This window comes from Ferrovibrio sp. MS7 (assembly GCF_038404985.1).
Classification (GTDB): Bacteria; Pseudomonadota; Alphaproteobacteria; order Ferrovibrionales; family Ferrovibrionaceae; genus Ferrovibrio; species Ferrovibrio plantarum.
The window spans coordinates 511,392-524,643 of sequence record NZ_JBBKBA010000001.1; the positions used below are offsets into that span (position 1 = coordinate 511,392).

Here is a 13,252-nt window from a genome sequence, read left to right on the forward strand (position 1 = left end):
GTCTCATGCAGAGAGACGATGATGAGATACGCGGGTCACTGTAAGCGCGCGAACGCCATACGGCGTTCGTGGGCGCACAGGCCCGAAGGGCTTCGGCGCGTATGACAAGCCAGTAGGTGGTTACCTGTATTCCACCCAGATCAGCGCCAGCACCAGCAGCAGCAGGAACACGGTTTCGCCAACCAGCAGCGCGATGGCGCGCGGGCCGACGGAAGCCACCGATTTCAGCGTCGTCTTCATGCCGAGTGCTGCAATGGCGATAACCAGGCACCAGCGCGAGGTATGCTTCGCCGCTTCAATCACCGGCGCCGGGACGATGCCGGTGGAAGTAATCAGCACCAGCAATGCGAAGGCGATCAGGAACCAGGGCAAAGGCGGCTGGGCGCCGGCCTGTTTGCTGCCATCGCTGTTGCGGAAGATCAGCGTGAAGGCGAACACCACCGGCAGCAACAGCGCGACGCGCAGCAGCTTGGTGAAAGTGGCAATCGTGCCGGTTTCCTCCGAGATCGAGAAGCCGGCGCCAACCACCTGCGCGACATCGTGGATCGTTGCACCGATGAACACGCCGGCAGCAGCGTGATCGAGACCGATGAGTTGCACGATCATCGGATAGAGCACCATGGCGAAGGTGGACAGCGTGGTAACGCCGATGACGGTGAAGGCGGTGTCGCGTTCGGCATTCGCGCCGCGCGGCAGCACGGCGGAAATCGCCAGCGCCGCCGATGCACCACAGATCGCGGTGGCGCCGCCGGTGAGCAGGCCGATGCGCTTGTCCAGCCCCAACATGCGCGCCATCGCCCAGCCACAGAGAATCGTGGCGCCGACGCCGATCAGCACCGTGATGATCGGGCGCGGGCCTAAGCTGATGATTTCGCCAAAAGTGATCTGGGTGCCGAGCAGGGCGATGGCGAAGCGCAGCAGGCCGCGCGCGGCGAAGTCGATGCCGGGGCCACAGCGACCTTCCTGGCTGAGGAAATACAGCGCCATGCCGAGCAGCAGCGCGAACAGCATCACCGGGCCGCCGTAATGCTGGCTGAGGAAAGTGGCGGCGATGGCGACGACGCCCGCCGCCATCACGCCAGGAAACAGTAGCTGCAGCCGTTGCCGCCACGCGGCGATGTCGGCGCCCATGGGAAAACCCCTCGCACGAATCGGTCCTGGCCTTGTTGTAGCCAAGCAGCAGCGGCGACGCTATCGTCGGCGCCCTGGGCAAAGGCCCCGGGAGTACCGATGACGCGCACCGAATTCGACTGGGACAATCTGCGCTATTTCCTCGCCGTCGCCCGCAGCGGCCGGCTGACGGCGGCGGCGCGCAGCTTAGGCCAGGACCATACCACCGTGAGCCGCCGCATTGCCGCGCTGGAAACGGCTTTCGGCTCGCCGCTGTTCGAACGCCAGCCGCAGGGCTACCGGCTGACCAAGGCCGGCCAGCAATTGATGGCTTTCGCCGAGAGCATCGAACGCACCACGATCCGCGCCGCCAAGGAGCTTTCCGGCGCCGCCGCCACCATCGCCGGCTCGGTGCGGGTGGGGGCGCCGGATGGCTTCGGCGGCAGTTTCCTGGGGCCGCGTCTGGGCCGCATCGTCGAGCGGCACCCGGATCTGCAGGTCGAATTGATCGCCATGCCGCGCATCTTCAGCCTGTCGAAACGCGAAGCCGATATTGCCATCGGCCTGGCTTGTCCGAAGGAAGGCCGGCTCTATGCGCGCAAGCTGACCGATTACCGCCTGGAGCTTTTCGCCGCCCCCAGCTATCTCGCTGCCCATGGCACACCAGCCAGCGCCAACGATCTGCACCAGCATCGCCTGATCGGCTATGCCGATGAATACATCTTCAGCCCGGAACTGGATTATCTGCCGCTGATCTCCGCCGGCCTCAAGGCGCGTATCCGGTCATCGAACCTGATCGCGCAGTTGAATGCCACGGCAGCGGGCGCCGGCATCTGCGTGCTGCCCTGCTTCATGGCGGCGGGGAATCCGGAACTGGTGCGCGTGCTGCCCGAGCAGGTGTCGCTGACGCGGACCTTCTGGCTGATCACCCATGCCGACCTGCATGACGTGGCCTGGGTGAAAGCAGCCGGCGACATCATCGCCGAGATGGTGCAGGCCGAGCGCGGCCTGTTCATGCCGGGTTGACCTTGGCCGGGCTGATCCAAACCAACTAATAATCACTAGATAACTAGAGCAGCCCACCAGCCTTGGCGACGGAGAGGGCTTCGGCGCGGTTGGCAACGTTCAGCTTCTGGAACAGCGATTTGTTGTACCACTTCACGGTCTGCACCGAGAGCGCCAGACGTTCGGCGATCTCGCGGTTGCCTAGGCCATGGCCGATCAGGCGCACGATCTGGATTTCCCGGATATGCAGCCGCGCCGCGAGCGGATTGATGTTGGGCCGGGCCTGAACCGCATCCATCATCGTCGCGGTCGCCGCGAGTGTTGCCGCTGCCTGCACCCTGCCCTCCCTGATTTCATTTTCCCTGGGATTGTGCCTGCGGTTTAGCCCCGGGTATATGGGATTTTTCGCACAGTCACGGTGAGGAAACCCGCAGAGGCATACGGATAAAGCTCTGGAAAACCAACCGGTTACTTATATGTTCAGGGCAGATTTCCGCCTTTACGGGCCAAGGCGCGGTCGAGGAAATCCAACCGGTCCTGACCCCAGAAGATTTCGCCATCGAAGACATAGGAGGGGGCGCCGAAAACCTGGGCGGCAATCGCCTGCTCGGTGCCGGCCGTCAGCGCCGCTTTCGCCGCCGGCTGGTCCGCCAGCGCCAGTAGCGCGGCGCCATCCAGGCCGACCCCATCGGCGATCTGCTTCAGGGTCTCGGCATCGGCGATGTTGCGTTCCTCGGCCCAGGCGCCGCGCATGATGGCATGAGCCAGCTTGATGGCATCCTGGCCGCCATCGCGGGCCGCGATCACCAGCCGCGCCGCCAGTCCATCGGGGGTGGGGAAATGCTTCGGCTGGAAATGCATCGGGATGCCGAGATAGTCGCTCCAGCGCGCCAGTTCCACCAGGCGATAGGCCTGGCGCTGCTTGGCGCGTTGCGCCAGCGGCAGGCCGCCGCTGACCGGGAACACGCCGGCGGCTTCCATCGGGATGATGCGCAGTTCCGCCTTGTGCTTCGCGGCGATGGCCTCGAGCCGCGCCGAGCCGAGATAGGCCCAGGGCGAGATCATGAAGGTGTAGTAGTCGATGCGGGCGGTCATCGGGTGTCTCTCCTCATTATCGTTATCGGTTATTGCAGGCCGCGCAGGCGCTGGAATTGCTTCAGGGCATAAGAGTCCGTCATGCCGCTGACAAAGTCGGTGACGCTGAGCAGCCAGTGATAGCGCGGCGCAGCGGCATCGGGGCGCAGCGGCATCAGGCGCAGCAGGGCACGGTGGCGCGGCGCCAGGCCGGCCTCGCTGCCCTGCTGTTCCAGCGCGAAATGCGCGGCAGCAAAGGCGGAAAGCAGCGTGATCAGGATTTCGCCGCCCATCACCTCGGTCTGGAACCGCTCGCGCGTCTCGAAGATGCGGGTGCGGCTGAAGGCGGCGATCTCGGCGAGATGCGGCGCGGCAGCGGTATGCTGCAACAGATCGCCACGGAAACGGCCGGCGAGGATATCCTGCTCGCGCTCCAGGAAAACCATCACCGCCTGGTCGATCAGCGCGCCAATCGCCTTGGCGCGCAAATAGGCGATGCGCCAGGGCTGGTCGGCGATTTCGCTGTAACGTGGCGGCAGCATGGGCAGCAAAGCCTTCAGCCGCGCTTCCGCTTCCTCGAAGGTGATGCGGCCAAGCTTGTAGCCATCCTCGATATCCACCACCGAATAGCAGATGTCGTCGGCGGCCTCGACCAGATGGGTCAGCGGATGGCGGGCATAGACGCCAGGGCGCAATTCGGCCAGGCCAACCGCACCGACGATCTCGCGGAATTGCTCGGCCTCGGCCTGGAAGTAGCCGAATTTGCGCCGCGCCGGATCGGCAGCGCTGGAGCCGAAGGGATATTTCATGAAGGTGGCGAGCGTGGCGCAGGTCAGCCGCAGGCCGCCGGCATCGCGCCAGTTCTGCAACCTTGTGAGCACGCGGAAACCCTGCGCATTGCCCTCGAAATTGCAGAGGTCGTCGGCCTCCGCCGCGCCTAAGCCCTCAAGATAGCGTGCGCCCTCGCCATCGCGGAACCAGTGCTGCACCGTGGCTTCGCCGAAATGGCCAAAGGGCGGATTGCCAATATCATGGCCAAGACAGGCAGCAGCGACGATATGGCCGAACTCTGCCGCCGAGATACCACTCCAGGCTTCGCCCAGCGCCGCACCCTCGCGCGCCACCACCACCTCGCCCACCTGCGCGCCCAGCGAGCGGCCAACCGACGATACCTCCAGAGAGTGTGTCAGGCGGTTACGCACATAATCGCTCTCGGGCAGCGAATGTACCTGGGTTTTGTCCTGCAGCCGGCGGAAGGCAGAGCAGAACACCACCCGGTCCCAGTCTTTCTGGAATGGATTCCGCGCCGGCGTCACCGGCTCCGCGCCACGATGGCCAAGCCGCTGCGCCGAGAGCAAATTGCGCCACTGCATCATGGCGTTACTCTGCCCTCGCAACCTTTGAGAGGCAAGGCCTGCCGGGCCCGCTCGCGCTCCGATGCACCGGTGTGGGCAAATGCTTGCTTGTCGCCGTCCGGAGGCGAAGCCATAATCAAACCATAAAGCTGCGGGGGAAAGAAATTCATGGGCCAGTATGGCGCATTGGCCGCCGCGTTAGTGACATTGCTGATCGCGGCTTTGTGCCTTCTGGTGCAGCTGCGGTTGCGAGAGAAACGGCCGCATCTTGCCTATTGGGCAGCGGCCCATGTCGCTTTGTCGATCAACTTCCTGCTATTCGGTTATGCCGACTGGCGCGGCAATCTGCTCTACGCCTTCCTGGTGGTGCTGATGCAGCAGGGCTTCGGCGTGCTGCTGGCTTTCGGCATCCGCCACCATCTCAACCTGCCCTCCAATCTCACCGCCGCCCTGGCGCTCACCGGCGCCATCACCTTGGCGGTGATTGGGCTCATGACGATCTATCCCGCCGCCTATTTTGCCGCGCCAGGCATCGCCCTGCTGCTGGTGCAGCTCTATGGCGGCGCGCTGCTGCTGACCCATCGCCGCAGCGTGCTCTATATCGGCCTTGGCCTGCTGCTGATCCTGCGCTCGCTGAATACGCTGATCTATGTGGCGGTGGCGCAACAGCAGGGCGGTCCGCCCACGGCGGAATGGCCGTTCATCATCTCGCTGCTGGTCAACCTGGCCACCGGCATCGGCCTGGTGCTGCTGGAATTCGACGATGCCCACCGCGCCATGACCCAGAGCGCGCGGGCCAAGGATGATGCGCTGGCACTGGTGCAGGCGGTGATCGACACGGTGCAGGCAGTGGTGCATTACAAGGACCGCGATCTGCAGTACCAGCTCATCAATCGCCGCAGCCGTCAGGTACTGGGCTATGGCGATGCGCCGATCATCGGCAAGAAGCTTTCGGAAATCGCGCCGCCCGACCTGGCGCTGCCGATCGAGCGCGGCGACCGCGCCGTGCTGTTCAACAAGGATGTGGTGATCGACCAGGAATGGCACTGGCGCGATGCCGATAGCGGCAAGCAGAAAATCTACTGGCTGAGCAAATCGGTGGTGCGCGATTCCGCTGGCGAGCCGATGGGCGTGGTGACGGCAGCCATCGACATCACGGCGCTGAAGGAGACCGAGCGCCGCCTGATCCAGGAGCGCGAAGCGGCTGAGCGCGCCAACAAGGCCAAAAGCCAGTTCCTGGCTAATATGAGCCACGAATTGCGTACGCCGCTGAACGCCATCCTGGGCTTTTCCGAAATGCTGGAAGCCGGCTATCTCGGGCCGATGACGCCGCGCCAGCAGGAATACATCACCAATATCCACCGCTCCGGCCAGCATCTGCTCAAACTGGTGAACGACATTCTCGATCTCTCCAAGATCGATGCCGGCAAGATGATCTTCGCCCCGGAACGGCTGGAGATCGACGCGCTGATGACGGAAGCGGTGGCGATGGTAGCACCGACGGCGCAGAGCGAAGGCGTGACCCTTACCTTGCTGCCCGGCAAGCATTTGGTCTATGCCGACCGCCGCGCGCTGACCCAGGTATTGCTGAACCTCTTGAGCAATGCTGTGAAGTTCAATCGCCCCGGCGGCAATGTCACGCTGCGCTGCGACCTGCAGGACGGACAAGTGACGGTGACGGTGGCCGATACCGGCTTCGGCATGAGTGAACAGGAAATCGCCCATGCCTTCGAGCCCTTCCAGCGTGGCGATGCGCACAAGGCGCGCTTCAAGGGCGGCACCGGCCTTGGCTTGGCGATCAGCCGCAATCTGGTCGAACTGCAAGGTGGCCGCTTCGCTCTCGAAAGCCGTCAGGGCAGTGGTACCACGGTGCGCTTCAGCTTTCCGGCATTGGAAACCAGCGCCTCGCTTGCATCCGGCCTGGGCGCGGATTAGGCTCCGCTCATCAGCGCCAAAAGCCCATAAATATTGGATAAACGGGCGCTTCAGGGAGAAACAGAATCATGCCGCTCGCCATTTCGCGCCGTCAGTTCGTCACCACCTCGATGGCGCTCGGCGCCGGTTCCGCGCTCGGCACGCTGCCTGCCCTGCCCGCCCGCGCCCAGGCGATCGATAACCTCAAGCTGTTCGTGCCGGCCAATCCTGGCGGCGGCTGGGACCAGACCGCGCGCAGCATCGAGCAGGCGCTGAAGACCGGCGGCCTGATCAAGGGCGCGCAGGTGACCAATGTCGGCGGCGCCGGCGGCGCGGTCGGCCTGCCGCAATTCGTCAATCAGTGGAAAGGCCAGAGCAACGCGCTGATGGTTGCCGGCATGGTGATGGTCGGTGCACTGATCACCAACAAGTCTCCGGTGAGCATGACGCAGACCGTGCCGGTGGCCCGCCTTACTGGCGAATTCGAAGTGGTGGTGGTGCCGGCGACCTCGCCGCTCAAGTCGATGGCCGACCTGGCCGCCGCCTTCAAGGCCGATCCGGCCAAGGTTTCCTGGGCCGGCGGCTCGGCCGGCGGCACCGACCATATCCTCGCCGGCATGATCGCCAAGGCGGTCGGCGGCGATCCGAAAAAGGTGGCTTATGTCGCCTATGCTGGCGGCGGCCCGGCCCAGGCGGCTTTGCTCGGCGCGCAGGTCACCTGCGGCATTTCCGGCTATGGCGAATTCGCCGAGCAGATCAAGGCCGGCAAGCTGCGCGCGCTCGGCATCTCGGCCGACAAGCGCCAGGCCGGCATCGATATCCCGACCATCAAGGAACAGGGCATCGATGTGGAACTGTTCAACTGGCGCGGCGTGTTCGCCCCGCCGGGCGTGAAGGATGCCGACCGCGCGGCAATGATCGACCTGATGCGCAAGATGAACCAGTCGGCGGCCTGGAAGGAACAGCTTACCGCGCGCGACTGGACCGACATCTTCCTCGCCGGTGACGATTACGCCAAGTACATCACCAGCGAGATCGCCCGCATCGGCGATATCCTGAAGGAACTGGGCCTCGGCTAAGCGGCCCGGCATGTCGAGTACCATGCAGCGGTTGCTGAGAGCGGAAAGCCTGGTCGCCATCGGCGTCCTGGTTTTGAGTGCCGTGTCCTTTGATCAGACGCGGCGCATCCCGGTATCTCCGGCCTATGCCCAGGTCGGCCCCACCGTGATGGCCTTTGCCGCCAGCACCATGCTGCTGCTGTTGGGGCTGGCGCTGCTGGTGGAAGCCTGGCGCGGCAACTGGGTAACGCCGGAAGAAGAGAATGTGCCGCTGCAATGGCGCGCCGTGCTCTGGCTCGGGCTCGGCCTGGTGGCGAATGCGGCGCTGATCGACTGGCTCGGCTTCATCGTCGCCTCCACCCTGCTGTTTTTCTGCACCGCGCGCGCTTTCGGCAGCCGCCGCCCGCTGATGGATTGCGCCATCGGCGCGGCTTTCGCGGCGATTGCCTATTTCGGTTTCGCCCGCGCCCTCGGCATCAATATCGGCATCGGCAGTCTTTGGGAGAATTTCCTCTGATGGATACGCTCCAGCTACTGATGCATGGCTTCGGCGTTGCCTTACAGCCGATGAACCTGCTCTGGGCGCTGGTTGGCGTCACGCTCGGCACTGCCGTCGGCGTGCTACCGGGCTTAGGTCCGGCGCTGACCATCGCACTGTTGCTGCCGATCACGTTTCACGTGCCGGCCACTGCCGCGTTCATACTCTTTGCCGGCATCTATTATGGCGCCATGTATGGCGGCTCGACCACCTCGATCCTGCTCAACACGCCGGGCGAAAGCGCCACCATCATCACGGCATTGGAAGGCCACAAGATGGCCAAGCGCGGCCGCGCGGCGGCAGCCCTGGCAACGGCCGCCATCGGCAGCTTCGTCGCCGGCACCATCGGCACATTGGGCCTGACATTTCTTGCCCCGCCGCTGGTGGAATTCGCACTGAAATTTGGACCGGCGGATTATTTCTCGCTGATGATCGTGGCCTTCATCGCGGTCTCGGCGGTGCTGGGTGCTTCGGTGCTGCGCGGCCTCACGTCTTTGGCGCTTGGCATTCTGCTTGGCCTGATCGGCATCGACCTGCAGACCGGCCAGGCGCGTTTCACCTTCGGCATCCTCGAGCTGCTCGATGGCATCAATGTCATCGTCGTCGCGGTCGGCCTGTTCGCGGTCGGCGAGACGCTGTATCTCGCGGCGCGGCCATTGCAGAAAGACGAAGAGGCGCTGCAGCTTAAAGGTCGCGCCTGGATGACCAAGGAAGACTGGAAGCGGTCGTGGAAACCGTGGCTGCGCGGTTCCTTCATTGGCTTTCCGTTTGGCGCCTTGCCGGCCGGTGGCGCCGAGGTGCCGACCTTCCTGAGCTATTACACTGAGAAGAAACTCTCCAAGCATCCGGAGGAATTCGGCCAGGGCGCCATCGAGGGCGTGGCCGGGCCGGAAGCGGCGAACAACGCCTCGGCCGCCGGCGTGCTGGTGCCGATGCTGGCGCTTGGTTTGCCGACTTCGGCCACCGCCGCGATCATGCTTTCCGCCTTCACCAGCTACGGCATCAATCCAGGGCCGCTGCTGCTGCAAAGCCAGCCCGAACTGGTATGGGGCCTGATCGCCTCGCTCTATGTCGGCAATGTCATCCTGCTGGTGCTGAACCTGCCGCTGGTCGGGCTGTGGGCCAAGATCCTCACCATCCCGACGCCGTGGCTCTATGGCGGCATCCTGGTCTTCGCCACCATCGGCACCTATGGCATCAGCCAGTCGGCGGTGGACCTGATCCTGCTCTATATCATTGGCTTCATCGGCTACTTGATGCGGCGCTTCGACTTCCCCGCCGCGCCGACCATCATTGGCATGATCCTCGGCCCCTTCGCCGAGCAGGAATTCCGCCGCGCCATGACCATTTCCGGCGGCGACATGAGCGTTTTTCTGACCCGACCGCTCTCGGCCAGCCTGCTCTGCATCGCCGCCGCCCTGCTGCTGCTGCCCCCGCTGCTGCGCCTGTTCCGGAAATAAACGTTAGATTTCCGGCGTTTCAGACTCTGTTTCCGGGCGCACAGAGCGCGAATACAGCCGCCGCTTCGCCCAGACCCTGTCTTGTTACGATTCGTGATCACCATCACGGCGCCAGAGACAGGCAGCCCCTATATTCACATCATCAAGCGATTGGCGGGTGCGCAGCGTTCCCCCCCACTTCAGCCCCGTCCCCCCCGGTCCGCTGAAGCCAGCGCCCCGCCAATCGTCTTGATCGAGTTTATTCCTCCCCCACTTGAAAGGGCGGCGCATTGCAGAGGCGCCGCCCTTTTTCTTTTGCCGCCGCCCGATGCTTTACAAGCGCGGTTCCGGAGGCAAAAAAAGCATATGCCTCGCCACCACCCGCTGCCCGATCCGATTCCGCCCGGCTTCAAACGCGCCATGCCGGTTTCGGAATTCTTCGCCCGCCTCGGCAAATTCTATATCCGCGAGGAAGCCGGCAAGCCGCCGGTCTGGGGCATCCATCTGCGCCACAAGCATGGCAACCGCCACGGCACCGGCCATGGCGGCTTCCTGGCGACTCTGGCCGACACGCATATGGCCGGCTTCATCCATCATGCCTTCCCCGGCATGCGGGTGATCACCACCGACCTGAAGCTGAAATACCTGCGGCCTGCCGTGATGGGCGCCTGGATCGAGGGCCACCAGATCGAGGTAACGCGGGACGGCGATTACGGCACCGTGGTCAGCGACCTGGTGGCGCGCGGCCAGACGCTCGCGCGCTGCACCGCCAGCTTCAAGCTGCTCCCGCCTAAAGTGTGACGCCACGCGCCTCGGCGCGGGCGGTGAGGCTGCTTTCAGTAGAGGCCTTGGCTTCGCGGTGGCGGATGCTGTCGAACAGATGCCAGGTGGCGCGTGCGGTTTCACGGGAAACCGTGAGGCTCATATAGCCGCGATGCGCGGTATCGCACCACACCATATCCGGATTGGCGCCGCGCATAGCAGCAGCGACAGTGGCCGGTGCGATGGGAATGCTGGTTTCCAGCCCCGGTGAGCAGACCCCGGGTGTGCCGAATTCCGCCACATGGCGGCCCTGTATTTTGTGATCATAGGCCCAGGCATTATGGGTGTCGCCGGCGAGCAACACGGCATGCTGGCCGGGCCGCGCCAGGCTTGCGAGAAAACGCGTGCGCGCCGCCATGTAGCCGGGCCAGGAATCGGGCTGCGTGGTGAGGCCCTGGGCAGCGATCAACGGCCGGCGCTCAAGACCCAGGCGCAAGGCAGCGGAAGCCTCACTGGGAAGCATGCCGGCGAGCTGCGGCGGCGTCGGGCGGTCGCCCACCAGCACCTGCTGCGCCACGATCTGCCAGCGCGCGCCACGTTGCGCTGATTGCGCCAAGGCCTGATCGAGCCAGGCTTCCTGCGCCGCCCCCAGCATCTGACGCGAGGGATCGTGCAATTGCTGGCGATAGCGCGCCATGGCGCGGGCATATTCGGCCGAGTCCGGGGCGGCAGTGAACAATTCGCGCGGCACTGACGCCTGGCGGTCGCGGCCAATCAGCCTGGTATCGAGCAGAATCAGATCAGCCAGCGCCCCGAGCTTGACCTGGCGATAAAGCACATCCGCATCGCGGATCGGCAGCCATTCATAATAAGCCTGGCACGCGGCATCGCGGCGTGCTTCCCATGGCCCTTCATTGGCCTGGTGATTCTGCGCGCCCTGCCGCCAGGTATCGTTGGCAAATTCATGATCATCCCAGATCGCCATCATGCTGTGGCGCGCATGCAGCGCCTGCAGATCGGCATCGGCGCGATAGAAGGCATAGCGGCGGCGGTAATCCCCAAGCGCAATGATTTCATGCGGCGGATCGAGCGTGTCGCGTCCCGGTGCGCGCTGCGCAGCATTGGGATAGGCGCCGAATTGCAGTTCGTAGATATAGTCGCCGAGATGCAGCAGCAGGTCGATGTCGTCGCGCGCCGCCGCATGGGCATAGGCACTGAAATAGCCGAAGCCGATATTGGCGCAGGCGAATACTGCAAGCGTCATGGCGCGTTCACCGCTGGCCGGCAGCGTGCGGCCACGGCCCGTTGCCGAGATTTGGCCGTCAGGTGCGCGAAAGCGGTAATGCACGATGCTGTCGGATGGCAGGCTGCTGGCAATCGCCTTGGCGCAATGATCGCGCGTCGGCGATGCTTCCACCTTGCCGCTGGCGAGCAGTTGCGTGAAACCGGCATCGCGCGCCACCTGCCACTCCAGCACGACGCTGCCGCCATCATCGGGCAGATAGCGCGTCCACAGCAGCAGGCTTTCCGCATCAGGATCGCCGCTGGCAACACCATGACTGAAACGGCCGCGCGCATTGGACGTGGCGGCACAGGCCGTCGCCAATGGCGCGAGCAATGCCGTGCGGAAGAATTGCCGCCGAGTTGCCTGTATTGGGGTCGCCTGTATGGGGGGCGCCTGTATGTGTGGTGTCTGTTTAGGCGTCACTTGCATGGCGCGATGATGCGCCACGCGCGCCGTAACGCGCAACGGGGTTTACCGCGCGGTTATATACGCGCTAGCGGCACGGGCCGGGGATGCTGCCACCGCGTCGCATCAGCGACGCGGGCCGGGGATGCTGATCGTCGGCAGCGGCATGTCGCTGTTGGTATTGGTCGGTGCCAGCGACGTGGCCGCGCCGTTGCTGCGGCTGCGCAGGATATCCCTGTCGTTGCCCGGGCGGTCATTGCTCGAGCGCAGATCGGAAGCCGGGGCGCTGGGATTGCCCACCGGCACATCGGAAGCCGGCGGCACTGCTATCACGACATGGCAGGTCCAGGCCTGGCCACCAGCGCTTTCAAGCTGGATGGTGTCGCCGAAGCGCGTTGCTGCCCAGCCACGGCCAAGGAATTCATAGCGGCCATCGGGCGGCTGGCGCAGCAGCGGCGCCGGCGGGCGGCCTTCCTGTTCCACGACAAGGCTATCGGCCTGGCGGTTACCAACCAGGGTCGGTGCGCCGAGCACGACGCGCAGGCCCTCGGCACAGCGGAAAGCGACTTCGCCTGGCCGCGTGCGCTCCTGCGGCGGCGCGGGCGGCGGCGGCACTGTCGGGCGCGTTGCCTGGCGGCTGAAGCTGGTCATGCTGCCGCGCTCGGACCAGCCGCTCTTGGTAGCGGCAAGGCGCTCCAGCGCGGCGCGGGCCTGCGCCATGGCAGCCTGGATCTCCGGCTCGTCCGGCTCGGTGTCGATGCCATCGACCTGCTTGCGGCCACCGACATAGCGGCCTTCGGAATTGAATTTCAGATTCAGCGTGATCTTGCGATAGCCATCGGCGACACCGGCCTGGCCGGCAACGCGGCGGCTCTGTTCGCCGTAATGCATCAGATTGCCACGATGAAAATCGAACACCACATTGGCATCGCCATGCTGGCCATAATGGCGCCACTCGACGATGCGTGCCGGACGGCCATCTTCCACCATGGCTTCCCACTCGGCGTTGAGTTCACCAGCTGCGTATTTGCCGCGCACGGTCAGCGGCGCATTGTCGCCCGCCTCGGCCTCGTCCTGGCTGTCACCGCTCAGCAGCTGCGCGCGCGCCGGGGCAGCCCCCGCCAGCAGGCCAGCCAGCAGCGCTGGCGCCAGCAGGGTCGCCAACGCGCCATGGGTAAAATGGGTCCGCTCGATCCGCATGTACGGCCTCCTTGGTCCGCTGCGTCCTGGCCCTTAATAAAGGGCACGATCTGGGCAGGAATAGGGCAATCGGACTTTCGCCGGATATATCAAGCAGACCAGCGGTT

The 13,252-nt window shown here is 64.7% G+C and carries 12 protein-coding genes; 6 read left to right on the forward strand and 6 right to left on the reverse strand.

Annotated features, from left to right (window positions below; genetic code table 11):
• Nucleotides 1–120: 120 nt before the first annotated feature.
• Entirely contained in the window at nt 121–1,131 is a 1,011-nt protein-coding gene (locus tag V6B08_RS02325) for a YeiH family protein (protein ID WP_341977706.1), read from the reverse strand.
• A gap of 99 nt (nt 1,132–1,230) precedes the next feature.
• Here V6B08_RS02325 and V6B08_RS02330 point away from each other — a divergent pair, with 99 nt between their 5' ends.
• The gene (locus V6B08_RS02330; protein ID WP_341977708.1) at nt 1,231–2,136 is read left to right on the forward strand and encodes a LysR family transcriptional regulator; all 906 of its coding nucleotides are present in this window, start codon (nt 1,231–1,233) and stop codon (nt 2,134–2,136) included.
• A gap of 43 nt (nt 2,137–2,179) precedes the next feature.
• On the opposite strand, the gene V6B08_RS02335 is transcribed toward V6B08_RS02330, so the two are convergent.
• The 3 genes from V6B08_RS02335 to V6B08_RS02345 all read right to left on the reverse strand — a co-directional run bounded on the left by V6B08_RS02335 (nt 2,180) and on the right by V6B08_RS02345 (nt 4,565).
• On the reverse strand, nt 2,180–2,452 hold the full coding sequence (locus V6B08_RS02335; RefSeq protein ID WP_341977710.1) for a response regulator transcription factor: 273 nt from the start codon (nt 2,450–2,452) through the stop codon (nt 2,180–2,182).
• A 143-nt stretch (nt 2,453–2,595) separates the two neighbouring features.
• Complete coding sequence (locus V6B08_RS02340) at nt 2,596–3,210, reverse strand: 2-hydroxychromene-2-carboxylate isomerase (protein WP_341977712.1); 615 nt, start codon at nt 3,208–3,210, stop codon at nt 2,596–2,598.
• A 29-nt stretch (nt 3,211–3,239) separates the two neighbouring features.
• Nucleotides 3,240–4,565, reverse strand: coding sequence for a deoxyguanosinetriphosphate triphosphohydrolase (locus V6B08_RS02345; RefSeq protein WP_341977714.1), 1,326 nt, complete (start codon nt 4,563–4,565; stop codon nt 3,240–3,242).
• 147 nt (nt 4,566–4,712) lie between these two features.
• Here V6B08_RS02345 and V6B08_RS02350 point away from each other — a divergent pair, with 147 nt between their 5' ends.
• The 5 genes from V6B08_RS02350 (at nt 4,713) to V6B08_RS02370 (ending at nt 10,294) form a co-directional block, all read left to right on the forward strand.
• Nucleotides 4,713–6,479: a sensor histidine kinase gene (locus V6B08_RS02350; RefSeq protein WP_341977716.1), complete on the forward strand. Its 1,767-nt coding sequence runs from the start codon at nt 4,713–4,715 to the stop codon at nt 6,477–6,479.
• Nucleotides 6,480–6,547: 68 nt separating this feature from the next.
• The gene (locus V6B08_RS02355) at nt 6,548–7,537 is read left to right on the forward strand and encodes a Bug family tripartite tricarboxylate transporter substrate binding protein (protein ID WP_341977718.1); all 990 of its coding nucleotides are present in this window, start codon (nt 6,548–6,550) and stop codon (nt 7,535–7,537) included.
• A 10-nt stretch (nt 7,538–7,547) separates the two neighbouring features.
• Nucleotides 7,548–8,033 carry a tripartite tricarboxylate transporter TctB family protein gene (locus V6B08_RS02360; RefSeq protein ID WP_341977720.1) on the forward strand — a complete coding sequence of 162 codons (486 nt, stop codon included), beginning with the start codon at nt 7,548–7,550 and terminating at the stop codon, nt 8,031–8,033.
• Nucleotides 8,033–9,514 carry a tripartite tricarboxylate transporter permease gene (locus V6B08_RS02365; protein WP_341977722.1) on the forward strand — a complete coding sequence of 494 codons (1,482 nt, stop codon included), beginning with the start codon at nt 8,033–8,035 and terminating at the stop codon, nt 9,512–9,514. Before V6B08_RS02360 ends, V6B08_RS02365 begins: the two co-directional genes overlap by 1 nt.
• Before the next feature lie 345 nt (nt 9,515–9,859).
• Nucleotides 9,860–10,294, forward strand: a complete 435-nt coding sequence (locus V6B08_RS02370; protein ID WP_341977724.1) for a PaaI family thioesterase — start codon at nt 9,860–9,862, stop codon at nt 10,292–10,294.
• Here V6B08_RS02370 and V6B08_RS02375 read toward each other — a convergent pair.
• Together V6B08_RS02375 and V6B08_RS02380 are read right to left on the reverse strand one after the other, a co-directional pair.
• Nucleotides 10,284–11,861, reverse strand: a complete 1,578-nt coding sequence (locus tag V6B08_RS02375) for an alkaline phosphatase D family protein (RefSeq protein ID WP_341977726.1) — start codon at nt 11,859–11,861, stop codon at nt 10,284–10,286. The genes V6B08_RS02370 and V6B08_RS02375 overlap by 11 nt on opposite strands.
• Nucleotides 11,862–12,071: 210 nt before the next feature.
• Nucleotides 12,072–13,145 carry a hypothetical protein gene (locus V6B08_RS02380; RefSeq protein WP_341977728.1) on the reverse strand — a complete coding sequence of 358 codons (1,074 nt, stop codon included), beginning with the start codon at nt 13,143–13,145 and terminating at the stop codon, nt 12,072–12,074.
• Nucleotides 13,146–13,252 lie beyond the last annotated feature (107 nt).

What these genes read in the sequence shown, in the direction of transcription:
- V6B08_RS02325 (WP_341977706.1), bottom strand. Translation starts at nt 1,131, where the DNA reads ATGGGCGCCGACATCGCCGCGTGGCGGCAACGGCTGCAGCTACTGTTT.
- V6B08_RS02330 (WP_341977708.1), top strand. Translation starts at nt 1,231, where the DNA reads ATGACGCGCACCGAATTCGACTGGGACAATCTGCGCTATTTCCTCGCC.
- V6B08_RS02340 (WP_341977712.1), bottom strand. Translation starts at nt 3,210, where the DNA reads ATGACCGCCCGCATCGACTACTACACCTTCATGATCTCGCCCTGGGCC.
- V6B08_RS02345 (WP_341977714.1), bottom strand. Translation starts at nt 4,565, where the DNA reads ATGATGCAGTGGCGCAATTTGCTCTCGGCGCAGCGGCTTGGCCATCGT.
- V6B08_RS02350 (WP_341977716.1), top strand. Translation starts at nt 4,713, where the DNA reads ATGGGCCAGTATGGCGCATTGGCCGCCGCGTTAGTGACATTGCTGATC.
- V6B08_RS02355 (WP_341977718.1), top strand. Translation starts at nt 6,548, where the DNA reads ATGCCGCTCGCCATTTCGCGCCGTCAGTTCGTCACCACCTCGATGGCG.
- V6B08_RS02360 (WP_341977720.1), top strand. Translation starts at nt 7,548, where the DNA reads ATGTCGAGTACCATGCAGCGGTTGCTGAGAGCGGAAAGCCTGGTCGCC.
- V6B08_RS02365 (WP_341977722.1), top strand. Translation starts at nt 8,033, where the DNA reads ATGGATACGCTCCAGCTACTGATGCATGGCTTCGGCGTTGCCTTACAG.
- V6B08_RS02370 (WP_341977724.1), top strand. Translation starts at nt 9,860, where the DNA reads ATGCCTCGCCACCACCCGCTGCCCGATCCGATTCCGCCCGGCTTCAAA.
- V6B08_RS02380 (WP_341977728.1), bottom strand. Translation starts at nt 13,145, where the DNA reads ATGCGGATCGAGCGGACCCATTTTACCCATGGCGCGTTGGCGACCCTG.